Origin of the sequence: Lysinibacillus sp. A4, assembly GCF_024919535.1 — a bacterium.
Taxonomy (GTDB): domain Bacteria; phylum Bacillota; class Bacilli; order Bacillales_A; family Planococcaceae; genus Lysinibacillus; species Lysinibacillus capsici.
Map to the genome: position 1 here is coordinate 96,772 of NZ_JANWTB010000013.1, position 26,222 is coordinate 122,993.

The 26,222-nt window shown below is 37.8% G+C and carries 26 protein-coding genes; 21 read left to right on the forward strand and 5 right to left on the reverse strand.

Annotated features, from left to right (window positions below):
- Positions 1-170: 170 nt before the first annotated feature.
- Positions 171-971, forward strand: a complete 801-nt coding sequence (locus NY607_RS21120; protein WP_131521941.1) for a YwqG family protein — start codon at positions 171-173, stop codon at positions 969-971.
- A gap of 41 nt (positions 972-1,012) precedes the next feature.
- Here the strand turns inward: NY607_RS21120 and NY607_RS21125 are convergent, their stop codons facing one another.
- Positions 1,013-1,198 carry an SE1561 family protein gene (locus NY607_RS21125; RefSeq protein ID WP_237898727.1) on the reverse strand — a complete coding sequence of 62 codons (186 nt, stop codon included), beginning with the start codon at positions 1,196-1,198 and terminating at the stop codon, positions 1,013-1,015.
- Between the two features lie 372 nt (positions 1,199-1,570).
- Between NY607_RS21125 and NY607_RS21130 the strand changes: the two genes are divergently transcribed.
- Positions 1,571-2,755 (forward strand): MFS transporter, encoded by a 1,185-nt coding sequence (locus NY607_RS21130; RefSeq protein WP_237898726.1) that lies wholly within the window; start codon positions 1,571-1,573, stop codon positions 2,753-2,755.
- 238 nt (positions 2,756-2,993) lie between these two features.
- A complete protein-coding gene (locus NY607_RS21135; RefSeq protein ID WP_131521938.1) occupies positions 2,994-3,629 on the forward strand; it encodes a hypothetical protein in 636 nt (211 codons plus the stop codon).
- A 325-nt stretch (positions 3,630-3,954) separates the two neighbouring features.
- Here NY607_RS21135 and rlmD read toward each other — a convergent pair whose 3' ends face one another.
- The 3 genes from rlmD to NY607_RS21150 are packed head-to-tail and all read right to left on the reverse strand — an operon-like array spanning position 3,955 to position 7,172.
- Entirely contained in the window at positions 3,955-5,334 is a 1,380-nt protein-coding gene (gene rlmD, locus NY607_RS21140) for a 23S rRNA (uracil(1939)-C(5))-methyltransferase RlmD (protein ID WP_131521937.1), read from the reverse strand.
- 37 nt (positions 5,335-5,371) lie between these two features.
- Entirely contained in the window at positions 5,372-6,196 is an 825-nt protein-coding gene (locus NY607_RS21145) for a polysaccharide deacetylase family protein (protein ID WP_009371550.1), read from the reverse strand.
- A gap of 58 nt (positions 6,197-6,254) precedes the next feature.
- Positions 6,255-7,172, reverse strand: coding sequence for a TIGR01777 family oxidoreductase (locus NY607_RS21150; protein ID WP_259420324.1), 918 nt, complete (start codon positions 7,170-7,172; stop codon positions 6,255-6,257).
- Between the two features lie 205 nt (positions 7,173-7,377).
- Between NY607_RS21150 and recX the strand changes: the two genes are divergently transcribed.
- Genes recX through NY607_RS21165 form a run of 3 tightly spaced genes read left to right on the forward strand, consistent with a single transcriptional unit; the run spans position 7,378 to position 8,777 of the window.
- On the forward strand, positions 7,378-8,181 hold the full coding sequence (recX, locus tag NY607_RS21155; RefSeq protein WP_036219262.1) for a recombination regulator RecX: 804 nt from the start codon (positions 7,378-7,380) through the stop codon (positions 8,179-8,181).
- Entirely contained in the window at positions 8,178-8,507 is a 330-nt protein-coding gene (locus tag NY607_RS21160) for a YfhH family protein (protein WP_036076977.1), read from the forward strand. Before recX ends, NY607_RS21160 begins: the two co-directional genes overlap by 4 nt.
- Complete coding sequence (locus NY607_RS21165) at positions 8,508-8,777, forward strand: YfhJ family protein (RefSeq protein ID WP_048394780.1); 270 nt, start codon at positions 8,508-8,510, stop codon at positions 8,775-8,777.
- A 36-nt stretch (positions 8,778-8,813) separates the two neighbouring features.
- Here the strand turns inward: NY607_RS21165 and NY607_RS21170 are convergent, their stop codons facing one another.
- On the reverse strand, positions 8,814-9,800 hold the full coding sequence (locus NY607_RS21170) for a metal-dependent hydrolase (protein WP_054549020.1): 987 nt from the start codon (positions 9,798-9,800) through the stop codon (positions 8,814-8,816).
- A gap of 197 nt (positions 9,801-9,997) precedes the next feature.
- On the opposite strand from NY607_RS21170, the gene mutY reads away from it, so the two are divergent.
- The 15 genes from mutY (at position 9,998) to NY607_RS21245 (ending at position 26,217) form a co-directional block, all read left to right on the forward strand.
- The gene (gene mutY / locus NY607_RS21175; RefSeq protein ID WP_048394777.1) at positions 9,998-11,047 is read left to right on the forward strand and encodes an A/G-specific adenine glycosylase; all 1,050 of its coding nucleotides are present in this window, start codon (positions 9,998-10,000) and stop codon (positions 11,045-11,047) included.
- 77 nt (positions 11,048-11,124) lie between these two features.
- Positions 11,125-11,304, forward strand: coding sequence for a gamma-type small acid-soluble spore protein (locus tag NY607_RS21180; RefSeq protein ID WP_004230485.1), 180 nt, complete (start codon positions 11,125-11,127; stop codon positions 11,302-11,304).
- A 318-nt stretch (positions 11,305-11,622) separates the two neighbouring features.
- Positions 11,623-12,174, forward strand: a complete 552-nt coding sequence (ntdP, locus tag NY607_RS21185) for a nucleoside tri-diphosphate phosphatase (protein ID WP_004230486.1) — start codon at positions 11,623-11,625, stop codon at positions 12,172-12,174.
- Between the two features lie 179 nt (positions 12,175-12,353).
- Positions 12,354-14,099, forward strand: a complete 1,746-nt coding sequence (locus NY607_RS21190; protein WP_131521935.1) for an ABC transporter ATP-binding protein — start codon at positions 12,354-12,356, stop codon at positions 14,097-14,099.
- Between the two features lie 295 nt (positions 14,100-14,394).
- On the forward strand, positions 14,395-15,408 hold the full coding sequence (locus NY607_RS21195) for an ABC transporter ATP-binding protein (RefSeq protein ID WP_009371539.1): 1,014 nt from the start codon (positions 14,395-14,397) through the stop codon (positions 15,406-15,408).
- On the forward strand, positions 15,383-16,363 hold the full coding sequence (locus NY607_RS21200) for an ABC transporter ATP-binding protein (protein WP_016995058.1): 981 nt from the start codon (positions 15,383-15,385) through the stop codon (positions 16,361-16,363). Before NY607_RS21195 ends, NY607_RS21200 begins: the two co-directional genes overlap by 26 nt.
- Positions 16,364-16,393: 30 nt before the next feature.
- Positions 16,394-18,010 (forward strand): ABC transporter substrate-binding protein, encoded by a 1,617-nt coding sequence (locus NY607_RS21205; protein WP_054549023.1) that lies wholly within the window; start codon positions 16,394-16,396, stop codon positions 18,008-18,010.
- Positions 18,011-18,235: 225 nt separating this feature from the next.
- Entirely contained in the window at positions 18,236-19,240 is a 1,005-nt protein-coding gene (locus NY607_RS21210; RefSeq protein WP_048394767.1) for an ABC transporter permease, read from the forward strand.
- 12 nt (positions 19,241-19,252) lie between these two features.
- Entirely contained in the window at positions 19,253-20,149 is an 897-nt protein-coding gene (nikC, locus tag NY607_RS21215; protein WP_054549024.1) for a nickel transporter permease, read from the forward strand.
- A 277-nt stretch (positions 20,150-20,426) separates the two neighbouring features.
- On the forward strand, positions 20,427-21,044 hold the full coding sequence (locus tag NY607_RS21220; protein WP_048394762.1) for a TerD family protein: 618 nt from the start codon (positions 20,427-20,429) through the stop codon (positions 21,042-21,044).
- A gap of 30 nt (positions 21,045-21,074) precedes the next feature.
- The gene (locus NY607_RS21225) at positions 21,075-21,656 is read left to right on the forward strand and encodes a TerD family protein (RefSeq protein WP_048394760.1); all 582 of its coding nucleotides are present in this window, start codon (positions 21,075-21,077) and stop codon (positions 21,654-21,656) included.
- A gap of 34 nt (positions 21,657-21,690) precedes the next feature.
- Entirely contained in the window at positions 21,691-22,266 is a 576-nt protein-coding gene (locus NY607_RS21230) for a TerD family protein (RefSeq protein ID WP_016994007.1), read from the forward strand.
- A 321-nt stretch (positions 22,267-22,587) separates the two neighbouring features.
- Positions 22,588-23,781, forward strand: coding sequence for an HpcH/HpaI aldolase/citrate lyase family protein (locus NY607_RS21235; RefSeq protein WP_259420325.1), 1,194 nt, complete (start codon positions 22,588-22,590; stop codon positions 23,779-23,781).
- Positions 23,762-25,120, forward strand: a complete 1,359-nt coding sequence (locus NY607_RS21240) for a phosphoribosyltransferase family protein (protein ID WP_259420326.1) — start codon at positions 23,762-23,764, stop codon at positions 25,118-25,120. Before NY607_RS21235 ends, NY607_RS21240 begins: the two co-directional genes overlap by 20 nt.
- The gene (locus tag NY607_RS21245; RefSeq protein WP_259420327.1) at positions 25,117-26,217 is read left to right on the forward strand and encodes a cysteine protease StiP family protein; all 1,101 of its coding nucleotides are present in this window, start codon (positions 25,117-25,119) and stop codon (positions 26,215-26,217) included. Before NY607_RS21240 ends, NY607_RS21245 begins: the two co-directional genes overlap by 4 nt.
- Positions 26,218-26,222 lie beyond the last annotated feature (5 nt).

Here is a 26,222-nt window from a genome sequence, read left to right on the forward strand (position 1 = left end):
AAAAATTGATTATTTCCACGTTACATTATACTCTTTTCAACTAATGAAAAAAAGAGTCCTTATCTGAGACCGCTAAATTAAAGCATATTTTAATAATATAGAAGGAGAGTATTGATTTTACAGAACGTTTGTTCTAAAATAGAATAAATCCAATATTAGGAGGAACTTGCATGGCTGCTAAAACTTTACTTGAATTACCAGAAGCATTCGAGCAATATAGACCATTAATAGAGGGGACAATGAAGCCTGTTGTAATGGTTAATACGGAGATAAGCAAGACAACTTTATTTCAAAGTAAGTTTGCAGGAGATCCTTATTTCCCATTGGCGATGGAATATCCAAAAAACATGAAGGGACAACCGTTAAAGCTATTAGCTCAAATTAACTTTGCAGAGGTTCCTATGCATTTACCCAATTTCCCAGAAGAGGGAATATTGCAGTTTTATATTGATGGTTATGACGATGTTTTAGGAATGGATTTTGATAATGGACAAAAACAAGAAGGCTTTCGTGTAATATTTCATGAACAAGTTATGCAAGATGAAGCACAGCTTATACAAGACTTTTCTTTTATAGAAATAGATGATGAGGAATTATATTTTCCTGTCGAGCGTGAAATGGCATTATCCTTTACTACAGGCGTTGAGCCGATGTCGATTGATGATTTTAGAAGCAATGAAAAGTATGCTAGCATCTTAACAGCTTTGGAGGATGACGAAGCATTAGAAGACAGCTTCTATGATGCTATGACTGGTGATGGTTGTAAAATTGGAGGCTATCCATTCTTTACGCAAGAGGATCCTCGAGCATATGGAGATTATAAAGATTCAATCATTTTGCTGTTACAGATTGATAGTGTCGGCGACAATATTCTTTGGGGTGATTGTGGCGTTGGCAATTTCTTTATCACAGAGGAAGAGTTAATGAATAAAGATTTTAGCAAGGTACTTTATAATTGGGATTGCCATTAAAAAACAAGCGAGCACACGATGCTCGCTTGTTTTTTTATTCATTATTGTTCACGAGCATGAAATTGCTCCATTTTGTCCTCTAAATCATCCATCATTTGGATTAAGCGATCAATATCTTCTAACTCAGCTGTTTCAGGATCAAGGGCATCTAATACTTCTAAAAACATCTCCAGACGCTCTTTTAAATAGGTTACTTGTTGCTCTTTATTAGTGATTGGCTTTGACATTCGTACACCTCATTTCATCCCTTTCATCGTAGCCGATTTGAGCTTAAATTTCAATGTTTAGGGAAACACCTAGGACTAAGAGATTAATTTTAAAAAAACAATAGACAGAATATTTACAATATTGAGTATGTATGTTAAAGTTGTTTTAAGATAAAGTAAAGGAGCTGATTGAAAAAAGTCATCTGTAACGCTAACTCGAAAAGGAGGGAGTTTAAACAAGTAATCGGTAATATTCAAAAGCCGAAAATCGTGTTTATACAATTAAATGAGGATAAGTATTAGTTAAGCCTTAGCGTAAAATCACATGTGGTGAGCGCTAAGGCTTTTTGGTATGCTGTTCTTTGGAAGAATGACTAGATAGTGGAGGGAAAAATGACGTACTTCTCAGATTACAGCAAGAAAAGATTTACCATTTTAGTAATAATTGTATCCATATCAGGCTTTTCACAAGGGATGCTATTACCGCTTATTTCGATAATTTTTGAACGTGATGGGGTATCCTCTGCATTGAATGGCTTGAATGCAACAGGCTTATACATAGGAACATTATTGATTTCACCATTTATCGAGCAGCCCTTACGCAGGTGGGGCTATAAACCGATTATTTTAATTGGTGGAGCACTAGTTTTTGCGTCTTTACTTGCATTTCCTCTATGGAAAAGTGTGACCTTTTGGTTTGTCCTTCGTTTATTAATTGGCGTAGGCGATCATGCCTTGCATTATGCGACACAAACATGGATTACAAGTACAGCAGATCATAAAAGCTTAGGAAAGGGAATGGCCATCTATGGCTTATCATTTAGCATAGGTTTTGCTGTTGGACCACTTATGGTGAGGCTAATTGAAATTGCTGAGGCGCTACCGTTTATCGTATCTTCAATAATGTGCCTATTAGCATGGTCCTTTGTATTTCTCTTACAAAATGAAAAGCCTGAGCGTTTAACAGGTGACTTAAATGCCAGAGGGTGGCAACGGTACAAAATGGCTATTTTATTTGGGTGGATTGCCTTTTTAGGTCCATTTGTTTATGGCTTTCTGGAGTCTTCACTAAATGCCTTGTTTCCTGTCTATGCACTACGCAAGGGCTTTGAAGTCGGCATGATTCCTATCATTTTATCTGTTTTTACATTTGGTGGTATTTTAACGCAAGTGCCGCTTGGTGCACTAGGAGATAAAGTAGGGAGAAGGAATATTTTGATGATTGGGTCATTTGGTGGCGCAATTATTTTTGCGATTGCAAGTTTTTTAGAGCATTCACAATTCGCTGTGGCGGTCGCATTTTTCTTAACGGGTACGCTGGTTGGCTCGATGTTTTCTTTAGGAATTACATTTATGGCTGATTTGACACCAAAGGAGCTACTGCCTACGGGGAATTTACTATGCGGAATTGCTTTAAGTATTGGTAGCTTAACAGGTCCATTTTTAGGTGGAGTTTATTTAGAATATGTAAAAAATTATAGCTTCCTTTTACTTGTGGCTATGCTTTTGCTAGCCGTTGCAATCGTTTTATTTATATTTGGACGCCGCAAGCATCAACAACCAACGATGGCAAAATAAAAAGAGCGGGGCTCATCTCCCGCTCAAAAAACAAAAAACGCCCAGCAAATCCGTGCTGTTATGGCGTTTTTTGCGTAACAAGGATGTTCCGTCCAAGTTACATAGGTTTGGCACCTAGAAAATTATTATACAGACATGTTCTAATGAAAGCAATAAAAAATAAAATGGGTATTTTTGGACATTATCTATCTTTCTATTTATAATAAAGGAACACTTGCTTAAAAAGGAGGTTTTTATCATGACAGAAATGAAAAAACTATCTATCCATCGTGCTTTAACAGAATTAAAAATGCTGACTCTACGAATTGAAGCAGCAACAAATGAGGTTAGCGCAGTCGTAGCTAATCGAAAAAGCAATCGTAAAATTAATGGTGTAGACATTCCTGAATATGAAAAACAAATGCAAGCATCCTATGATAAAGTGCTAGGTTTAATTTCCTATCGAAATAAAATAAAAGCACTAGTTGTGCAGTCCAATGCAAACACAAAGGTGTTGGTGGGCAAAGAGGAAATGACTGTAGCGGAGGCAATTGAACGGAAACAATCCATTCAATACGAAAAGAATTTGCTAGAAGTTATTCAGCATCAGCATCGTTCAGCTATCAATACGGTTGCCAAAGAAAATGATGCATTACCTGCAAAGCTGGAAACCTATTTAATTAACATATTGGGCAATAAAGATAAACAATCACCAGAGGAAGTTAAATTACATACCGAAACATTTATGAAAAGAAATGAGTTTGAAATCATTGATCCCCTAAATGTTAAACAACAAATTGAGAAATTGAGCAATCGGATTGAAGAATTTGAATCAGAGGTGGACGCTGTCTTATCAGAGTCGAATGCCACAACCTTTATTGAAGTACACGTTTAAAAAGATTTGCATGTCCTAGCGAAAATGGAAAACGAAAAGTCACTCGCGCTTCAAGGCATGTGTGCGAGTTAAAACGTAAAACATGCCTTACTCCAATGGTAACTTTCAACTAAACTGATTTGAAAGCTCAAAGGTAAAAGGTGAAAGTACAAAGCTTACGTTTTAAAGTTCTTTGGATAAAAGCTGAAAATTTAACATTTAATAATCATTTAAATCCTGGGTTATTGGTTAAGGTATCGACTTTTCTGGACCATCCATCATCCACCAGGCAGCTTGTGCTGTGCATTAGAAAAAGGACGTCTCCTAGGGAAACGTCCTTTTCATACTATTTGTTTTTTAAAACAAGTTTTGCAACGCATTCCACCTGCGCCGTTTGTGCGAACATATCCACAGGCTGAATATACTCAACATGATAAAGCTTCGTTAACTGTTGTAAGTCCTTTGCCAAAGTGGATGGGTTACAGGAGGTATAAACAAAACGTTTAGGTTTTAGTTTAAGGACTGTTCGAATAAATTCAGGTGCTAGTCCTGTACGTGGTGGATCTACCGTAATCACATCAGGAGTAAATCCTTCCTTGCGCCATTTTGCTAGGACACTTTCCGCTGTACCGACTGCATATTTCGTATGCTTGAAGCCATGGTTTCGAGCATTTTTACGAGCATCCTGAATGCTTTCAGGAATGACATCCATTCCACGAACTTCCTTCGCTTTATCCGCTAACCATAATCCAATTGTGCCAACGCCACAGTATGCATCAACCACTGTTTCTTTTCCCGTTAAAGCAGCAGCTTTTTTAATTTCATCATAAAGATGAACTGTTTGCGTTGGATTTAGTTGGAAGAAGGCGCGAGCGGATAAATCAAAAGCCAATTCACCAAGCTCTTCATGAATGGTTTCTTTGCCATCAAGTACAACAGTTTCATCACCGAAGATTAATGATGTTTTTTCACGGTTAATATTTTGCGCAATGGATACTATACTCGGATCAATTTTTTTAATACGTGTAATCAATTCAGCTAAATGAGGGATTTCTTTCCTTGTTGTGACAAGAACGACTTGTGTCTCCCCGGTACGAATACCTGTACGTACAACAATCGTACGCACTAAACCATCTAGCGTACGACCATCGTAAATAGTGATATTTAGCTTTTGCAAAATTTTTCGAGTGGCAACGGTGATTTTGGAAGTGATCGGATGTTGAACAAGGCAATCATTAATGTTTAACAGCTTATTACTTCCTTCAGCAAATAAACCTGCGTAAACACGCTTGCCTTCTTTACGTACTTGGAATTGGCTTTTATTACGATAATGCCAAGGATCATCCATGCCAAGTGTTTTTCGCACTTCAATTGTTTCGAGTAAAGGTTTGGCATAACGCTCTAATGCTTGTATAACTATGTCTCGCTTTTCTATTAGCTGTTTTTCATAGGTCATATGCTGAAGCTGGCAGCCGCCGCACTCATTGTACACTGGGCACGGTGCTTCCTGACGATGTTTTGAAGCTTTACGAATGGCTAAAATCTCTGCTTCAGCAAAATTACGTTGTGTTTTTGTTACTTGAGCTGTGATCTCTTCACCAGGAATGGCTCCTTTTACAAATATCACATTACGTTTATAAAAGCCTACACCTTCACCATTAATGCCTAGCCTTTTTATTGTTAGTGGGAATTTTTGTCCCACGGTCATTGTTGTTTGCTGCGTCAAACGTTCCACGTCCCTGCTCTATATTGTCATCTCCCCATTATAGCGAAGGAGCAGGCGATTGCAAAGCAACAGGGAAATCTTCGTATTCTAATACTAAATCATCAAGCGATAAGAACGTATAACCTTGCTTTTTAGCTTCTGCAATAAACATTGGTAATGCTTCGGCATTATCCTGTGCTACGGTATGCATTAAAATAACGGCACCAGGATGCAGTTGTTCCATAAGTGCATTATAAGCATAATCTGCCCCACGACGCTCATCCTTCATCCAATCCTTAAAGGCCACAGACCAGAAAATATGACGATAACCTTCAGCATTGCCCACCTCTAGCACTTTTGCATTAAAAATTCCTTCAGGTGGACGAGCGTATGTTGTACGATCGATGCCTGTCAATTCACGTAACTTGCCATCGAACTTTTGCCATTCTGCACGCATGCCATCTGGCGAAAGTCGAGCCATATTAGGGTGTCCATATGAGTGATTCCCAATAGTATGACCATCCTTCACCATACGTTTTACTAAATCGCTTGCACTGTCTAAGTAATGGCCTGTTAAAAAGAAAGTAGCAGGTACATTTTCTTTTTTCAATGTATCCAAAATACTTTCAGTAAAGCCGTTTTCATAGCCATTATCAAATGTTAAATAGGCAATTTTTTTATCTGCCTTCCCTTTATAAATCGCACCATATTTGTCGAGTAACTGATCGAGCTGTGCTCCTGCCTCTGCCTGCTCACCGTTTTTAGCACGTTTAAAACCCCAATGGTGTTCATCAGAACCAGCAGCAAAAAATGGATTAAAGCTAATTCCTGCGGCAATAATAAAAGTAGCAATTACCGCACCAACAATATGTTGTTTCCACATAAAAAACGCATCCTTTCTTTTTCATTAGAATGCGTAATTACTTAAAAAATTATCCAACTTAATTTTTTCTATTTTGAGCCTTTAACAAATTTTCAAGTGCTTGCTTTAAATAAGGGTATTTAAATATAAAATGTTGTTGTTCTAATAGGGTTGGTAGCACTTGTTGTCCTTCTAAAACAAGTGTGCTTTGTTCGCCGAGAGCTAAACGCATCGCAAAGCTAGGAACAGGCAGCCAATGACGTCTGCCCATGACTTCGGCAATCGTTTGACCAAATTCCTTCATTCTCATAGGATGCGGGGCTGTTATATTAAATGGTCCATGAATATTTTCATTTGTAATAGCAAAATAAATAGCACGTGCTACATCTTCAATATGTACCCATGAAAGCCATTGCTCCCCAGAGCCAATCGTTCCACCTATATGCATTTGATAGGGCAATAGCATGGGTGGAAGTGCGCCACTATTTCTACCTAAAATGACACCAAAGCGTGCAAGAGCCACACGAATACCTAATGCTTCTGCTCGTTTCGCATGTCGCTCCCAATCGTGGACTGTAGTGCCTAAAAAATCAGTTGCGTAATCCGTAAAATCTTCATCATAGATGGCTTGTGTGGAAGTTGGGTATATACCAACTGCACTAGCATTGACAAGGACTTTTGGTTTTATCGTGAGCATGTCCATTATACGTATAATCTCTAATGTGGCATTCATTCTGCTCCAATAGATAGCTTTCTTTTGCTTTTTTGTCCAACGACCATTATTTAATGAAACACCTGCTAAATTCACAAAGGCATCTACACCTTCAAAGATGGCCAAAGTTTGCTCCTGCTGATGTAGCCATTGAACATAGTGAACGCCATTTTCTAGTTTGGACTCATGACGCGTTAAGACAAAAATGTCATGTCCGTTGTCCTGCAATAGCTGTATAAGAGCTTTTCCAACAAAGCCAGTGCCACCTGCAATCACTATTTTCATAACAAGCACCTCTTTTCTCGAATAAAACGCTTACTTTTAAGTTTATCATGTAACCAAAAAGTAAACATCTTTAGGCATTAATTGCAGAGAAGGAAGTTTACCCGTGGAAGGGAAAAGAATGCCCGCGAACATAGGGAAATTAACCGTGCTAATTGTCAGATCCCCCATCAAGAAATGCTATAATGATAATAGTGAGGTGTTTGCTATGCGTATGATTACAAAAATTGCACGTCAAAAAAACAATCCTGAACGCTATAATATCTATTTAAATGAAGAGTATGCTTTTCCGGTTGATGAAGCCATTCTCATTCAATTTGGTTTAACAAAGGGAAAGGTGCTCGATGAATTCGAAATTCAAGAGATTGCCTATGAAGATGAGATACGTAAGGCATTTAATAAGGGGTTAAACTTCCTTTCATATCAAATGCGAAGTGAGCATGAGGTTAAGAAAAAACTGCTCAACTTAGAATTTGGAGAAGCTGTAGTGTTAGAGGCAATCCAAAAGTTAAAATCCTATGGCTTTATTAATGATGAAAACTATTCAAAGGCTCTTCTTGATACAAAGAAAGCTACTATGAAAAAAGGACCAAGAGCCATTAGACAAGACATGATCAAAAAAGGCATTGAGAAAAACTTGCAGGATGAGGTGCTTGCTACATATAGTTTTGAGGAACAAGTAAAACTGGCGAAGCAACTGGCAGAGAAAATTGTTCGAGCGGAGAGCAAGAAGACCCCAACACAGATTAAGACCAAAATTCAGGATTACTTATTAAGAAAAGGGTATGCTTTCTCGATTGTAGAAGAGGTGCTTAGCCAAGTTGAGATAGGGCAGGATGATGACAACTGGCAGCAGCTACTTGATGCTCAAGGCGAAAAAGTTTGGAAAAAGTACGTATCGAAGTATACTGGTTATGAGCTAAAAATGAAGGTTAAACAGGCGCTCTATCAAAAGGGTTTTCCTATAGAAGTAATAGATCGTTTTATAGAAGAGAAGGAGAATGAAGAATGAGTGAAAAAAATTATGCAGCTATGTCTGAACATGAATTGCGAGAGGAAATTGCTTTTCTAAAAGAGAAAGCTCGAAAGGCAGAACAGCTAGGGATCATCAATGAGTTTGCTGTTTATGAACGCAAAGCTTTAATGGCTGCGGCTTATTTAGTGGATCTTGATACAATCGTTCCAGGAGAAATGTATCGTATTGATGGTTCAGATAATGAGTTTTTCCAAGTAGATTATTTGAAGGGTCGCTTTGCTTGGGGTCATCGTTTAGGTGGAGACAAGTACCAAGAGGCACTACCAGTATCTATCCTTTCACCAGTAAAGGTGGGCAAATAAATGGATGAAAAAATTGAGAAACTAACACAAGAGTTACTTGCAAAGAATCCTCAGATGTCTGTTGGACGGGCACAGGTTTGGGTGGAGTTGTTATGGAGTGACTTTGAATCAACTGCCGCGAAAGCAGGGTATGATTATCGTGGGGCAGAGTATACAGAAAATCTTGTTCGTCAATTAATTGCAAGCTATGGTGATAAACTACATGCTTTTGCAGGGCGCAATCCGAAGTATATACATTTACTAGATGCTAGTGATGATATGGTACAATAATAAAAACCCTGACCAATATTGGTCAGGGTTTACTGCTTAATTACTCGCACCAATTTGTAGTTTTTTCTGGAGCTTATCTTCTGTAAAAATCCAGCCTGTGTAAGACGTAATAATGTCATTCGCATCATTTAAATGTGCTACGGCAACGAAAGGATAGCGATTGTCACTACGGTAACGCAAATCGATTAACCTTACTTCTATTAGGCCGTTTTCAAGCTCGGAAATCTCCCATCGATACATAGGAGAGAAAGACACAAATGCAGCTAAGTTAGGATCTTTCATTGCAGCATCTACAAGCGCAGTTTTAGGCAAAGGCTTAATTTCGAATTTATCGTAAATATTAACAGTCCTTCCATAAGCACGGCCAACATAATAATGAGTTTTTGACTTTGCTGCGATTCGCCAGTGGAAGAAGCGCATAGTAGGTGCTACAATGACATATTCTTCATCTTGAATAGTATGATGCACCGCGTTTTTTACTGCTTTTTGCACAGCAAATCGTAAAATATAGTAAATCACGATAACCACGTACATGATACTGAATGTCCATACTGGATTTGTACCAAATGCCCATAACACAATACCTACACAATGTAAGGTAAAAATGATGGGATCGAAGGTATTAATGACACCTAACGCAACCCATTTTCGAGAGAAAGGTCGAATTGCTTGTGTACCATACGCGTTAAAAATATCGACAAAAACATGAAGTGCAACAGCTAAAAATGTCCAAAGCCATAAATGTAACACATTCACATCTTGCAAAATCAGTGATAAAACAATTGTAATTAAAATAGGCCATATAGCTACAGCTGGTAGTGAGTGTGTAATTCCACGATGATGTCTGATATAGATGGCGTTATTACGTAGTTTTAACACAGTGTCGACATCTGGAGCTTGTGAGCCAATAATTGTACCTGCCATTACTGCTGTAAAAGTCATTGAATGATTGGCTACTACAGGGTCAGCTAATGCAAGACCGCCAAGGGCAATACCCATAACGAAATGTGTACCTGAATCCAAAAATATCCACTCCTAGTATGCATTAAAATCGAGTACAATGTGCATACAACTTTATTTCGAACATAATAAAAGGTATATTGAAATATTCTGACACTCGTGCGAAAGCGACGATTATTGTCGATCTTCCACGAATATTCTTTTCTTCATTGTATACCCTTTTCATCATAAATTAAATCGTAAAAACAACGGAGGTCACTGTGAATTACCCATATGTAACAGAATTTCGACAATCATTAGTTGACTGGTTTAACACAGAGAAGCGTGATTTACCGTGGAGACACACAACAGATCCTTATAAAATTTGGGTATCTGAAGTGATGCTACAACAGACACGTGTCGACACAGTTATTCCTTATTACAATCGCTTTATGGAAAGTTTTCCAACATTAGATTTGCTTGCAGAAGCACCCCAAGAATACTTATTAAAGCATTGGGAAGGTCTTGGCTATTATTCTCGTGCTCGCAATTTACAAGCAGGTGCTCGTGAGGTTATAGAAAATTACGGTGGTATAGTACCTGACAATCGCCATGAAATATCTAAATTAAAAGGTGTTGGTCCCTATACTGCAGGTGCTATTTTAAGTATTGCCTATAATAAGCCTGAACATGCAGTTGACGGTAATGTTATGCGGGTTCTAAGTAGAGTGCTTGATATACATGAAGATATAGCTATTCCCAAAACGAAGAAAATTTTCGAAAGTGCGGTTGAGGAACTAATTGATCCTGATCATGCTTCATCGTTTAACCAGGGCTTAATGGAGCTGGGTGCACTTATTTGTACACCTACCTCTCCAAAATGTTTATTATGCCCAGTCAGAGAGTATTGCACAGCTTTTAATGAGGGAGAACCAGAAAAATTACCTGTCAAATCAAAAAAGATAAAAATGAAGCATCTCACATATGATGTTCTCGTATATGAAAATGACAAAGGACAATTTTTAATGCAACAACGTCCTGAGCAAGGCCTGCTAGCTAATCTATGGCAATTTCCAATGATTGATACAAGCCAATCTTCGGTAGAAAACTTTACAATGGAATATAAAGTAATTGTCCAAGCCAAACATGAATTACTTACATTTAAACATGTTTTTTCACATTTAACTTGGCATTTAAATAGCTATTATATAAAATGCGAATCGACTGAGCTAGGTGATTGGCTAAATCGTGAGCAAATAGAACTTTTACCGATGCCTGTGCCTATGCTAAAAATTTGGGATGAAGTAAAAAAGCAAACGGCAGGAAAATAAAACCTTCTTAAAATCATTGATACATGAGCATAAAAGTCATCACCTCCGTACACAATAACTAGCGTGGAGGTGAATGAATGATGAAAAAACAAAACAACCAAAATTTCCAACCGAATAAAAACATGCAACGTCAAAGTGAAGAGTTTGGTTATGAAACGGATGTAAATGAAGTACAAAAGCAAAATGCGAAAGCAGAGCAAAAGAAAGCTCCAGCTTCTGGCCGTTTCTCAAAAACTAACCAAGATTTAGGTGAGTAACACTTTGTAACTGCATAATTGCATTTACCTCTAAGGGGCTGTCTTAAATCCGAAAAGATGAAAAAGACAGCCCCTTTCAAATTGTTTAGGTAAGTAAATCGTCAGCATAAAAGGAAATCCTCTATAGCATTAACTAAAAAATCCCATCAACGCTGACATTATAATAAAATTCGCTTATAATTGACTAAATTTTATACAAATTCAAAATAGCGTAGTGAAATTTGTGGTTTTCTAACTACACCTTTCGCGTACACATTGCTATAATATACTAGAGACTGCTAGATTTAGGTAGCATAGACGAAAAGGTGGGCTAACAAAATGGCATTACCGGTAGAAGGAGAAACGATACAAATACATAGTTATAAGCACAATGGCCGTATCCACCGTGTTTGGCAAGAAACGATGGTTTTAAAAGGAACGAAAAATATCGTAATCGGTGCGAATGAACGGACACTTGTGACAGAATCCGATGGTCGTACATGGCTAACGAGAGAGCCTTCGATTTGCTACTTCCATGCGGAACACTGGTTTAATATCATCTGTATGCTACGTGAAGACGGTGTGTATTATTATTGCAATCTAAGCTCACCATTTGTTTTCGATAATAATGCCATTAAATATATCGACTATGATTTAGATATTAAAGTTTTTCCTGACATGTCTTATACCCTTTTAGACGAGGATGAATATGAGCTCCATCGTAAGGAAATGTCTTATCCTGATGTCATAGATAAGATTTTAAAGCGCAATGTCGATAAATTAATAAGCTGGATTCAACAAAAAAGAGGACCATTTGCACCCGATTTCATCGATGTCTGGACAAATCGTTACAAGTTCCAGCTTGATATGCAGTCAGATGATCAATCATGACACCTATTAGTTTAACTAATAGGTGTTTTTTTATTGGAGGGGAACAGAGTGTTGTTAAGGCAAAGGTAAAATAGTCCGCTATAAAGTCATCATAACTGTATTTTAATCAAAATATTGCTATAATACATAGGGCATTCATCTTCGAATGTCTGTTTCTTTTGTAAGGATGTGATGATAAATTGGGAAGCATTAAGCGATATATGCGCTTTGTTAAACCCTATACATGGGAAATTATTTTAACGATTATCATTGGTATAGTAAAATTTGCTATTCCACTATTTATTCCACTGCTCATTAAGATTGTGCTAGACGATATTATTGCAGCAGATGACTTAACAGATGTAGAAAAAACAAAAGAACTATTTTATTGGCTAGGTGGCACTATTATTGTATTCTTTATTATCCGTCCACCTATTGAATATTATCGACAATATTTTGCACAACACGTAAGCAACAAGGTGCTATTTGATATTCGTAAGGAAATTTATGCACATTTACAGCGTTTAAGCTTAAGGTACTATGCCAATACACGAGCAGGAGATGTTATTTCAAGAGTAATTAATGATGTTGAACAAACAAAAACCTTTGTCATGACGGGTTTAATGAATGTTTGGTTAGATCTGGCGACAATTGTAATTGCGATTGCCATTATGCTAACCATGGATGTTAAGTTAACACTAGTAGCGTTAATCGCATTTCCATTTTATGCTTTCAGTGTGAAGTACTTTTTTGGCAAATTGAGAGATTTAACACGGAAACGATCTCAAGCTCTTGCAGGTGTACAAAGCTATCTACATGAACGTGTAGCTGGTATGAGCATTATTAAAAGCTTTACTTTAGAAAAGCATGAACAAAAATTGTTCGATTCAGCAAACGGTGAGTTTTTAGAAAAAGCGCTTGATCAAACAAAGTGGAATGCAAAATCATTTGCTGTCGTGAATACCATTACAGATGTAGCGCCATTACTAGTTATAGCCTATGCGGGCTATCAAGTAATAAATGGGTCACTTTCAGTTGGAACAATGGTTGCTTTTATTGCTTATATTGAACGTCTGTATGGCCCACTTCGTCGACTTGTTAGCTCGTCCACAACTTTAACGCAGTCAATCGCTTCAATGGATCGAATGTTCGATTTAATAGATGAGCCTTATGAAGTGAAGGATAAGGACTATGCTGGTGAACTCCCACGTGCAAATGGGCAGGTTCGCTTTCACAATGTATCCTTCCAATATGAAGAAACTGGCTCACCTATTATAGATGCTATCGATTTAACGATAAATCCTGGGGAGACTGTTGCCTTTGTAGGGATGAGTGGTGGTGGTAAGTCAACGATTATCAGTTTAATTCCTCGCTTTTATGATACAACAAGCGGGAAAGTGACCATTGATGGAAAAGATGTACGGGATGTTACTTTACATTCTTTACGATCTCAAATTGGTATTGTCCTGCAAGACAATATACTTTTTAGTGACTCTGTCAAAGAGAATATCTTAATGGGGAAACCAGATGCAACAGATGCACAGGTCATCGAAGCAGCGAAAGCGGCAAATGCCCATGACTTTATTATGAGTCTGCCTAATGGTTATGACACAAAGGTTGGGGAAAGAGGAGTAAAGCTCTCTGGCGGACAAAAACAACGAGTTGCCATTGCGCGTGTGTTTTTAAAAAATCCACCAATTTTAATCCTTGACGAGGCTACTTCTGCATTAGATCTAGAAAGTGAAGCACTGATTCAAGAATCATTAGACAAGCTTGCTCATGAACGAACAACTATTATTATTGCGCACCGTCTTTCTACAATTACCCATGCTGACAAGATATTCGTCATCGATCATGGTCAATTAATTGAAAGTGGAACACATGAACAGCTAATGGACAGTCAAGGGACATATTATAATTTATTCCAAGTACAGCATTTAGATTAAAATTTTCCGTAAAATACATGGTTTAAGAATTTTTTCAAAAAAAGTCTTTCATTTATTCGAAAATGGAAGGCTATTTTTTTTTGAAAAATGTAAAAAATTATCTCTTTATAAGATTTTATTATTATCGAAGGCGATTATTGTAGAAATTCTATGTAATTTGCAGAATATTAATGATTGAAAGAGTAATGATTTTTAGTTAGAATTATCTGAAAATAAGGAATTTAACGAAAGTTATAGTATTCTATTAATATTATTATACATTTGAGTAAAATATAGGTAGGGTGGGGCGTTACACATGAGGAAAAAACTACTAGAAATAAAAGGTTTGAAAACAACCTTTTTCACAGATAATGGGCAAATTCCTGCTGTAGACGATATCGATTTTTCTGTCCATGAAGGAGAAATTTTAGGGATTGTAGGAGAATCGGGAAGTGGTAAAAGTGTTACGTCGCTGTCCATCATGGGATTAATTCCATCACCACCAGGTAAAATAACTGGTGGAGAAATTTTGCTAGATGGCAAAAATATTGCTAAATGTACGGACAAACAAATGCAAAAAATACGTGGTAAAGACATTGCAATGATTTTCCAAGAGCCGATGACTTCGCTAAACCCTTTGTTCACGATTGGTGATCAGTTAAAGGAAGCTATATTAATCCACAATCCAAAATGGTCAAAAAAGGAAGCGTTTGCAAGAGCGGTTGAAATTATGAAATTGGTAGGTCTACCACGTGCTGAGGAATTGCTAAAGGACTACCCACATCAGCTGTCTGGCGGTATGCGTCAACGTGTGATGATTGCTATGGCACTTGTCTGTGACCCTCAAGTATTGATTGCGGATGAGCCTACAACTGCATTGGATGTTACGATACAAGCCCAAATTTTACAGCTTATGAAAGACTTAAATAAACGATTGAATACAGCTGTGTTGTTAATTACACATGATCTGGGGGTTGTCGCGGAAACTTGTGAGCGAGTGATTGTTATGTATGCAGGACAAATAGTGGAAGAGGCGCCGATTCATGAAATTTTCACTAATCCTAAACATCCCTATACACAAGGACTCATTCAATCAGTACCTGACATGCGTTATAAAAAGGAAAATTTATACTCCATTCCTGGAAGTGTACCGAAACCAGGAAGTATTCAGGTAGGCTGTCGTTTTGCGGCACGCTGTGAATATGCAATGGAACGTTGTTTACAGGAAACACCACCTTTATTTGAAGCAGCAGAGAATCATAAATCGAGATGTTTTTTACTAGAGAAGCAGGAGGTGGAGCAACGTGTCGAAAGCGTTATTAAAGGTTGAGGGATTAAAAAAATATTTTCCGATTCGAAAGGGAGTCCTTAATTCACATGCCGGGGATGTAAAGGCTGTAGATGATGTTTCCTTTGAAGTATTTGAAGGAGAAACATTAGGAATTGTTGGCGAATCAGGCTGTGGTAAATCCACAACGGGTCGCTTATTAATGCGTTTACTAGAGCCAACTGGAGGTAAAATAGAATTCGCAGGTAAAATGATTTCAGAATTATCCAACAATGAAATGAGGAAGGCACGTAGAGATATTCAAATGATTTTTCAGGATCCCTATGCCTCACTAAATCCTCGCCATAACATTGGCAAAATTTTAGAGGAGCCCCTTATTGTTCATGGGATAGGTAATGCCAAAGAGCGAAAACAGAAAGTGTTGGAGCTACTTGAGATTGTTGGATTGAATGAGTATCATATCAAGCGCTATCCGCATCAATTTAGTGGAGGGCAAAGGCAACGTATCGGCATTGCTAGAGCCCTGATGACCAATCCACGCTTAATTATTGCGGACGAGCCAGTATCTGCACTTGATGTGTCCATTCAGGCACAGGTTTTGAATTTATTGCAAAAGCTGCAAAAGGATTTAAAGCTAACTTATATTTTTATTTCCCATGATTTAGGGGTTGTACGTCATATCAGTAATCGAGTTGGCGTTATGTATTTAGGTAAATTAGTTGAGCTGACAGCGAGTGAGGACTTATATGCTGAACCGCTTCATCCATATACACAAGCACTTTTATCTTCGGTTCCTGTTCCAGATCCTACGTTTGAACGGGAACAGATCATCATTTCTGGAGATATTCCAAGTGCATCAAACCCGCCAAGCGGTTGTACATTCCATACGAGATGTCCGTTTAAAATGGATCAGTGCTCACAGGTAGTACCTAAAATGCAAGAAGTGAAACCAGGTCATTATGTTGCTTGCCATCTTTACGAGGCACTCCAACATTAAATGATATAAAAACTCATAGGGGGAAATTCGATGAAGAAAAAGAAGTTTTGGACTTTAGGTGTAATGCTACTCCTTATTCTCTCGACAATCTTAGCAGCATGTGGCGGCTCAGATACTAAGGATACGGGTAGTAAAGATACTTCAACTGGTGGCGATACAGCTAGCAGTGGAGAACCAAAAATTTTAGTGTATGGTCGTGGTGGAGATTCTGTAGCACTTGACCCTGCTGTTGTTACAGACGGTGAATCCTTCACGGTGACAGCTAATATTTATGAAACACTTGTAAACTTTGGAGAGCGAGATGTAACAATTCAACCAGGCTTAGCTAAATCATGGGAGGCATCAGAGGATGGTTTAACGTATACTTTCCAGCTACAAGAAGGTGTGAAATTCCATGATGGCACAGATTTCAATGCTGAGGCTGTTGTTAAAAATATTGAACGTTGGAAAACAGGTGCAGATAAACACCCTTACTTTAGCTCGCAATTTGTCGTTGGTGATAAGCAAGTAATTGAATCAGTAACTGCAGAGGGAGACTACACAGTTGTCTTTAAGTTAAGTCAACCTCAAGCACCATTCCTGAAAAATTTAGCAATGTCTCCATTTGCGATTGCTTCTCCAACAGCATTTGAAGCAGATGAAGAAAGTTTATCTGCAAATCCTGTAGGAACAGGTCCATTCAAATTTGTTAGCTGGGTACGTAATGATTCAATCACAATTGAGAAAAACCCGGATTACTATATTGATGGCTATCCTAAATTAGATAAAGTAATTTATCGTTCTATTCCAGAAAACTCAGCACGTTTAAATGATTTATTAGCAGGCAATATTGATGTAGCTGATGGCTTAAGCCCATCTGATAAAGCAACAATCGAAGGTGATGCTAATTTACAGTTAATCGAACGTCCATCTATGAACGTTGGTTACCTTGGTTTAACTGTTACACGTCCTCCTTTTGATAATGTAAAAGTGCGTCAAGCAGTCAACTATGCAATTGATAAACAAGCATTAGTAGATGCATTTTATGAAGGGCTAGCTGAGCCAGCGAAAAACCCAATGCCACCAGTAATTTCTGGTTATAACGATGAAGTGACAGGCTATACGTATGATCCAGAAAAAGCGAAAGCATTACTTGCTGAAGCAGGCTACGATGGCAAGGAAATTGAGCTATGGGCAATGCCAGTACCACGTCCATACATGCCAGACGGACAAAAAGTGGCTGAAGCGATTCAAAAGAACTTAGAAGACGTGGGTATTAAATCTAAAATTGTGTCATTTGAATGGGCTACGTATTTAGAAAAAGCTCAAAACGGTGAAGCGGATGCATTCCTACTTGGCTGGACAGGCGATAATGGGGATGCGGATAACTTCCTATACACGTTATTAGACGGCGATAATATTGGTTCTAATAACTACACGTTCTATGATAATCCAGAATTACACAAGATATTAACAGCTGCTCAAACTGAGATTGATGAAGACAAGCGTAATGAACTTTATAAGCAAGCTCAAGTAATTATTTCTGAGGATGCTCCATGGGTTCCACTTGCTCACTCTATTCCAATTTTAGCTGCTAACAAGAAAGTTACAAATTACATTGCGCATCCTACTGGTTCTGACCGTTTAGATGCAGTAGATATTCAATAGTAAATTTCATCATTTTTAATTGAACAAAGGAATGTGAAGAATCTGCTTGCTTTTCTGCGGGTAAGCCGTGGAAATCTCGCAGATTCTTTTCAAGTAAAGATAATGATTATTTCCTGTATGAAAGAATTCAACTAAACATTCAAAACCGTTTAGTGAAGGCTCAACCTTTCAACAGTATATAAAGACTTCACAGTAGATTATGAAAATCATAGAGAGGTGATGAAAATGCTTCACTATATGGGGAGACGTTTACTTCAACTAATCCCAGTTTTGCTTGGAATGACTTTTATCGTCTTTATGTTGATACGGGCAATTCCTGGAAATCCAGCACAAGTTATTTTAGGACAACAGGCAACAAAAGAGGCGGTCGAGGCGTTAAACGCAAGTTTAGGATTAGATAAGCCGTGGTATACACAATATTTTAGTTACTTAGCAGGTATTTTTCAGGGAGATTTAGGGGTTTCCCTACGTACGAAACTACCTGTATCAGAAGAAATTTTCCCATACTTAGCAGCAACAGCCGAACTTGCACTATTTGCGATGATCATTGCGATTGTTATTGGTGTGAATGCGGGCATTATTTCTGCGTGGTTCCAAAATTCTTGGTTTGATTATACAGCAATGATTATAGCGTTAATCGGTGTATCTGTACCCGTGTTCTGGCTTGGATTGATGGAGCAATGGACATTTAGTAGTAAGCTTGGATGGCTGCCTACATCTGGTCGAGAAGATGTGCGAAATCCAATTACCGCCATAACCCATTTCTATTTATTGGATACGCTTATTCAAGGCCGCTTTGATCAATTCATCGAAGTTATAAAACGATTAATATTACCAGGAGTAGCACTTGCAACGATTCCGATGGCTATCATTGCCAGAATCACAAGGTCCTCCATGCTGGAAGTTATGCGTTCAGATTATGTAAGGACTGCAAGAGCAAAAGGACAAAAAATGTTTATTGTTGTTTATAAGCATGCATTAAAGAATGCAGTTATTCCTGTGTTAACGGTAATTGGTCTACAAACTGGATTACTGCTAGGTGGTGCCATTTTAACAGAGACGATTTTTAGTTGGCCAGGAATTGGTCGTTATATTTATGATGCGATTGGCTTCAGGGATTATCCCGTTATTCAATCAGGTATTCTCGTCGTTGCATTTATTTTCATCATGATTAACTTAATCGTGGATTTACTGTACACAGTAGTCGACCCACGGATTAAATACAAATAGAAGGGAGTTGCAATGATGACTGGAGCAATCGATATAAAAAAAGAAGTATCACCAGTTCGAGAAAAGGCAGTAGGTCCATGGCTCGAAGGGTGGCGTAGTTTTAAAAAGAGTAAAGTATCCCTTGTTGGAGCAGGAATTGTTATATTTTTTATTATACTAGCTGTCATTGGTCCGTTCATTGCACCACAGGGCATCAATGAACAAGATTTAACGAAGCGTTTACTGGCACCATCCGCTGATCATTGGTTTGGAACGGATGATTTTGGACGGGATATTTTTTCGAGGATCATTCACGGTGCAAGGATTTCGCTGTGGGTAGGCTTTTTCTCTGTTATTTTGTCCGTGATAATTGGTAGTTTACTTGGCATCATTGCAGGTTATTATGGAAAATGGATCGATACGATAATTTCACGTATTTTTGATATTATGCTAGCTTTCCCTAGTATGCTACTAGCGATTGCAGTAGTATCAGTGCTTGGTCCATCTTTACAAAATGCATTAATCGCCATTGCTATTATTAACGTACCGAATTTTGGGCGCTTAATCCGTTCTAAGGTTTTAAGTGTCAAGGAAGAGGAATATATAGTAGCGGCAAAAGCAATTGGTATGCGTGATGCACGAATTCTATTTTCCCATATTTTGCCGAATTCCATAACCCCAATAATTGTACAGGGAACACTAGCAATTGCGACAGCCATTATTGAAGCGGCAGCATTAGGTTTCCTTGGGCTAGGGGCTCAAGCTCCAGCACCAGAATGGGGAAAAATGTTAGCGGATGCACGGAAGTTTTTATTAAATGCTCCGTGGACGATGATTTTCCCTGGTTTAGCTATTATGTTAACAGTTTTAGGCTTTAATCTAATGGGTGATGGACTACGAGATGCACTGGATCCAAAAATGAAAAGCTAGTAAATAAGACAATAGCCTTCTACAAGTTAGAAGGTTTTTTTAGCTGCTTGGACCATTGGATATAAAAGGAACATTTTTACTACAAAAACGTTCTATAGTATAGAAAAAGACGTGAGGGGCTTTCAAAAATAAGTGAAAACACCTTTTCGGAGCCATTAATTGAATTTTTTGTCACGTTATTTTAGACTTAATTTAAGTAGAAATCTTTTAGCTTAGTAGATTATTGCTTACCATAAAATCTTTCGACTGAAATACATATTTTAGGAGGGTGTTAGAATTGGGGATTAATTTACAAAAAGGACAAAGAGTTGATTTAACAAAGGGTAACGCAGGATTAAATAAAATTAAAGTTGGTTTAGGGTGGGACCCTGTAGGCCAAGAGAAAAGTGGCGGCTTTTTAGGTGGTTTATTTTCTAGCAGAAATAGTGGCAGTGGCAGAAGTATCGACTGTGATGCTTCGGTATTAATGTTACAAGATGATAAGGTTGTAGCGGGTGACGATGTTGTTTATTTCGGAAAATTAACAAGTAGCTGTGGTTCTGTTCGACATTCAGGTGATAATTTAACAGGTGATGGTGATGGTGATGATGAGGTAATTACAATTGAATTATCGTCTGTACCTTCGCAATATAACAAGCTTGTGTTTGTTGTAAACATTTATGATGCGGCAGGTCGCAATCAACACTTTGGTATGATTCATAATGCATATATTCGTGTGTATGATGACAGGACAGGAAGCGAACTAATTCGCTATAATTTAACTGATAATTATTCGAATTTAACGACGTTAGTATGTGGAGAAATTTACCGTCATAATAACGAATGGAAATTTGCTGCGGTTGGTACGGGAACAAATGACATAAAGCTTGGCGACGTTGTTCGAAGATATCAATAAATAATTGACTAAATAGGAGGAATAAAAATTATGGGCATTTCACTACAAAAAGGTCAAAAGGTAGATTTAACTAAAACAAATCCAGGATTAACGAATGTGGTTGTAGGTTTAGGCTGGGATACAAATAAATATGATGGTGGTCATGATTTTGACTTAGACTCCTCTGTGTTTTTACTTGCTGATACAGGTAAAGTTGCAGATCAAAATGATTTTATTTTTTATAACAACACTACAGGTGGCAATGGTTCAGTTGAGCATTCAGGCGATAATTTAACAGGTGTAGGCGAAGGTGACGATGAAGTGGTGAAAGTGGCATTAACTCAAGTACCTGCCCATGTTCAGCGACTAGCCTTCACAGTAACCATTCATGATGCAGAGTCTCGCAGTCAAAACTTCGGTATGGTGTCTAATGCCTATATTCGTATTATGAATGCTGCTTCCAACGAAGAAATTATTCGCTATGATTTAGGCGAGGACTTCAGTATTGAAACAGCTATTGTTGTAGGGGAATTATATCGTCATAACGGAGAATGGAAATTTAATGCGATTGGTGCAGGCTATCAAGGTGGCTTAGCTGCTTTATGTAATGATTATGGCTTAAGTGTAAACTAAAATTTCATCTTTGGACAGAAAGGGAGATTTTTGAATGGCTATACAATTAAGTAAAGGGCAACGTATTGATTTAACAAAGCAGGATCCAGGCTTAAATAGCATTGGCATTGGTTTAGGCTGGGATGTAAAGCAATTTGATGGTGGACAAGACTTTGACCTGGATGCATCTGTATTTTTACTAGATGCTTCAGGTAAATGTCGTAATGAACAGGACTTTATTTTCTATAATAATCTAGCCAGCCCAGACCAGTCTGTTGTCCATACGGGAGATAATCGTACAGGTGCAGGGGATGGGGATGATGAAAAAATTCTTGTCAACTTAAAGCAAGTATCACCTCAAATAGAAAAAATTGTAGTGACGGTTACTATTTACGATGCCGAGGGACGTCATCAAAACTTCGGGCAAGTCTTAAATGCCTATGTACGATTGACGAACGAAGAGTCGGGATCAGAGGTATTGCGTTACGATTTAGGTGAAGATTTCAGTATTGAAACGGCTGTAGTATTTTGTGAGCTGTACCGACATAATGGTGAGTGGAAATTTGCTGCAGTAGGTTCAGGTTACCAGGGTGGACTAGCTGCTTTAATCAATGCATATGGCCTACAGTAACTATGAGACGTAGGTGTATGGTGGAGGATCTGATGTGGATGTATTAAATGAGATATTAAATACATATGCACAGTTTTTAAACTAGCAGATGTAACAGGGGCTTATCGTAATACACTGAAAATGTGTGTTAGTATATTGGGGCTACCATCCTTCGCATGAAATTTTCGTTATTATTTTAATAGCTGCATTCTTATTGACATTTGTTATTTACAAGTTGAAGAAGAAAACAGCAGTGTAAACAAGGCACTGTATTAGTCTGTATGGAACAGGCTGATACAGTGCTTTTTTCACAAAAGGCATAGTTACTGGGGAGAGGATTAGATGCAACATTTTGCAACAGATGCAGAGATGATTTTTTATAAGAAGCCACAGCCGTTTACGAAATGGGAAACGGCGGATATTTTGTCATATGCCCTAGGTGCGACTTTGTATATGCCAGCTTCCATGCCTACGATTGTGAGCTTGATCCGATCACAAAAATATAAGGAACTCACATCACTTGTCATTGATTTGGAGGATGCAGTTGGAGATGCAGAGTTAGTAGATTGTGAAGCTAAGCTGATAGAGGATATTAGTGAATTATATGCACTCTATCAGCAAAAACAGCTATTACTTCAGGAGCTCCCTTTACTTTTTGTTCGAGTACGTCATGTTGAGCAATTTCAAAGGCTAACAACTGTTTTAGGGAAAAAGCAAGAAATATTAACTGGCTATGTCTTTCCGAAGTTTACAGCAGAACAGGGTGCCCGTTATTTCGAGTTGCTTGAACAAACCATTTTAGAAAATGATTTAATTTTATATGGTATGCCAATTTTAGAAAGTCGTGAGGTACTATATAAGGAATCTCGCATGGAAGCGTTATTAGACATTAAAGCGGTTCTACATCAATACAAAGCCCGTGTATTAAATGTACGAATTGGTGCTACCGATTTTTGTGGTATTTACGGAATTCGCCGGCGTATGGATTCTACCATTTATGATATTAGTGTCATACGAGATTGTATTGCAGATATTGTCAATATCTTAGGTCGTGAGGAAGATGGTTTTATTATTTCTGGGCCTGTGTGGGAGTATTTTAATAATCAGCGTGTATTAAAGCCCGCACTTAGAGTGACACCATTTAGTGAGAAAGGCGCGCTTGATACAAGGAAAGCGTTATTAGACGATTGTTTAGATGGATTAATGAAAGAAGTTTTAATGGATAAACAAAATGGCATAGTGGGAAAAACAATTATTCATCCGAGCCATATCCGTGTTGTGCATGCCCTGTATGCTATTTCGTATGAGGAATACTTAGATGCGCTAAGTATTATAGAAAATAATGATGGACAAAAAGGTGTTATGAAAAGTCACTATGCTAATAAAATGAATGAAATGAAGCCACATATGAGATGGGCACAACGGATTTTAAAACAGGCTCATGTCTATGGTGTTTATCATGAATCTGTCGATTTTGCCTCACTTTTATTACAGTCTGAAATAGGTGGTAGTGTATATGCAACAACAAATGAGTAAATTAAACATTTTACCGAATTATTCAATTGATATTGAAATTACCTACAATCCGCATAATTTTGCGCTAACCGATTTGTTTAGAATGGCGGCTCGGATTAATAAGAAGAGACAATTTTTGTTTGTAAGCACGGTACTAGGCAAACATTTGGCTGTCCGTCCGCAAATCCCTTTACTGACAGGAACTCTTTTAGCAATGATGTATCAGCAGCATCTTACGGGACAAAAGGTAATGGCTTCGTCTGTCGTTACAGCTTTAAAAGACGGAGCTAATTTGGATGAAGTACAAAAATCCATAGAAGGAACCCTAGAATTAACGGATGAAACATTGTTTATTGGCTTTGCTGAGACAGCAACAGCACTTGGACACGCAGTATTTAATGCCTTTCACTCGAATGCTATGTATATCCACACAACACGTGAAGTGTTGCCCGATTTTGAGCCATTTGTTACGTTTGAAGAAGAACATTCACATGCGACAAGCCATAGAATTTATACGGAGGAACCAGAATTTTTACTGCAAGCTAAGCGCATTGTGTTAATTGATGATGAGATTACTACTGGAAATACGGTCATTAATATGATTGAGACTTTAATACAGAAATTTCCTTTAGTGAGACAATATGCGGTACTATCTATTTTAGATTGGCGTTCCCAACAGCAGCAAACAATCTTTAAGCAATTAGAAGTACAATGGGGTATCTCTATAGAATTCATCTCCATTATGTGTGGGAATTTTAGCTGTTCAGGCATTCCAAGCTTAACCAGTACACAACCAAACTTACTAACACAGGTTGCACGAGATATGGACATTTGTCCGATTCAAGTATCTGTTGATCGCAAATTCTATCGTTCTGTTGCGGAGAATGGATTAATAAATAAGTACCCCTATTTACTAGCAACAGGGAGATTTATGCTCACGTCAAAACAGCATGTTGACCAAAAGCAAACGATACAAGCTATTGCTATGCAATTACAAGAGCTAAGAACAAATGGACCAGCACTTGTTATTGGCTCGGGTGAGTTCATGTATGTTCCTATGCAAATTGCCTCTTATTTAGGAAATGATGTTTATTTTCAGTCAACTACTCGTAGTCCAATCTATTGTACGGATGATTTAGTATATACGATTAACGATAAAATAGCCTTTGAAAGTCCAGAAAATAACGGGGTCACTAATTTTTTATATAATCTTCAAAGCCAGTCTTACACGGAACTTTTTTTCATAGTGGAACGTATAGCAAGTAAAGAGGTAGTTGCTCGTGTGGTAAAGGCATTACAAGAAGCCACTAACGCCAAAGTATATGTAATTAGTATGCATGAATTGGAGGTAGAACGATGATATCGACTTTGCAGCCAGATAAAATGGGGAGTTATGCACCAGAGGACGTTATTTTTTTATTGCGTGATATTGGAAGTGCATTCCTTGAAATGGATAATGAGAAACGTGAACAACTCATTCAATCGGGTATACATTATTCGGAAATGCTGCCAGTGGAGAAGCAACCATCGGATACCTACATGAATCTTTTTTATAAAGCGCTAGATGTTCATGCAGAAAGAATAGCAATCGCCGTTGGAGTAGTGGCAGAACAAATCATTGAAAATAGAGGATTAGAAAATTTAATTCTTGTGAGTTTAGCTCGTGCAGGTACACCCATTGGTATTTTAATCAAACGGTATATAGCCATGCATTATCATGTGAATGTTCCACATTACTCCATTTCTATACTGCGAGGTCGTGGGTTTGATGAAACGGCAATTCGTTATATTTTGACACAGCATCCTCTAGGAAGTCTGCAATTTATTGATGGTTGGACAGGAAAAGGGGCAATTACCAATGAATTAATTCAATCCTGCCAAAAGTTTAATTTACGATATCAAGAACAGTTAAGTGGCGATTTAGCTGTTTTGGCTGATCCTGGCCATTGTGCAGCTATTTATGGAACTCGTGAGGATTTTTTAATACCATCTGCTTGTTTAAATTCCACTGTATCTGGATTAGTAAGTAGAACGGTATTAAATTTGCAGTTTATGGATGCAAACGATTTTCATGGTGCAAAATACTACAAAGAATTAGAGGCAATAGATGTCTCCAATCTGTACATAGAGCGTATCGTCACATGTTTTGAACAAGTACAGAGTAAAATTGTGCAACAAATTCAAGAGCAAGAAATCTCTCCAATTACTTGGGAGGGTATGAAGTCCGTGCAAACAATTCAACGAGATTTTGGTATTGATAATATTCATTTCATTAAGCCAGGTGTTGGGGAAACGACAAGAGTTTTGCTGAGAAGGATACCTTGGAAGATTTTAATTAATCCACAGTACATGCATGAATTGAAACATATTTTATTATTAGCGCAGGAAAAAAATGTATTGATTGAAGAGTATTCGAATATGTCCTATGCATGTTGTGGTTTGATCAAAGAATTATAGAGGAG

Excerpts from the sequence above, each read along its gene's own strand:
- NY607_RS21120 (WP_131521941.1), top strand. The coding sequence starts at position 171 with ATGGCTGCTAAAACTTTACTTGAATTACCAGAAGCATTCGAGCAATAT.
- NY607_RS21125 (WP_237898727.1), bottom strand. The coding sequence starts at position 1,198 with ATGTCAAAGCCAATCACTAATAAAGAGCAACAAGTAACCTATTTAAAA.
- NY607_RS21130 (WP_237898726.1), top strand. The coding sequence starts at position 1,571 with ATGACGTACTTCTCAGATTACAGCAAGAAAAGATTTACCATTTTAGTA.
- NY607_RS21135 (WP_131521938.1), top strand. The coding sequence starts at position 2,994 with ATGACAGAAATGAAAAAACTATCTATCCATCGTGCTTTAACAGAATTA.
- NY607_RS21145 (WP_009371550.1), bottom strand. The coding sequence starts at position 6,196 with ATGTGGAAACAACATATTGTTGGTGCGGTAATTGCTACTTTTATTATT.
- NY607_RS21150 (WP_259420324.1), bottom strand. The coding sequence starts at position 7,172 with ATGAAAATAGTGATTGCAGGTGGCACTGGCTTTGTTGGAAAAGCTCTT.
- recX (WP_036219262.1), top strand. The coding sequence starts at position 7,378 with ATGCGTATGATTACAAAAATTGCACGTCAAAAAAACAATCCTGAACGC.
- NY607_RS21160 (WP_036076977.1), top strand. The coding sequence starts at position 8,178 with ATGAGTGAAAAAAATTATGCAGCTATGTCTGAACATGAATTGCGAGAG.
- NY607_RS21165 (WP_048394780.1), top strand. The coding sequence starts at position 8,508 with ATGGATGAAAAAATTGAGAAACTAACACAAGAGTTACTTGCAAAGAAT.
- NY607_RS21180 (WP_004230485.1), top strand. The coding sequence starts at position 11,125 with ATGATGAAAAAACAAAACAACCAAAATTTCCAACCGAATAAAAACATG.
- ntdP (WP_004230486.1), top strand. The coding sequence starts at position 11,623 with ATGGCATTACCGGTAGAAGGAGAAACGATACAAATACATAGTTATAAG.
- NY607_RS21195 (WP_009371539.1), top strand. The coding sequence starts at position 14,395 with ATGAGGAAAAAACTACTAGAAATAAAAGGTTTGAAAACAACCTTTTTC.
- NY607_RS21205 (WP_054549023.1), top strand. The coding sequence starts at position 16,394 with ATGAAGAAAAAGAAGTTTTGGACTTTAGGTGTAATGCTACTCCTTATT.
- NY607_RS21210 (WP_048394767.1), top strand. The coding sequence starts at position 18,236 with ATGCTTCACTATATGGGGAGACGTTTACTTCAACTAATCCCAGTTTTG.
- nikC (WP_054549024.1), top strand. The coding sequence starts at position 19,253 with ATGATGACTGGAGCAATCGATATAAAAAAAGAAGTATCACCAGTTCGA.
- NY607_RS21225 (WP_048394760.1), top strand. The coding sequence starts at position 21,075 with ATGGGCATTTCACTACAAAAAGGTCAAAAGGTAGATTTAACTAAAACA.
- NY607_RS21230 (WP_016994007.1), top strand. The coding sequence starts at position 21,691 with ATGGCTATACAATTAAGTAAAGGGCAACGTATTGATTTAACAAAGCAG.
- NY607_RS21235 (WP_259420325.1), top strand. The coding sequence starts at position 22,588 with ATGCAACATTTTGCAACAGATGCAGAGATGATTTTTTATAAGAAGCCA.
- NY607_RS21240 (WP_259420326.1), top strand. The coding sequence starts at position 23,762 with ATGCAACAACAAATGAGTAAATTAAACATTTTACCGAATTATTCAATT.
- NY607_RS21245 (WP_259420327.1), top strand. The coding sequence starts at position 25,117 with ATGATATCGACTTTGCAGCCAGATAAAATGGGGAGTTATGCACCAGAG.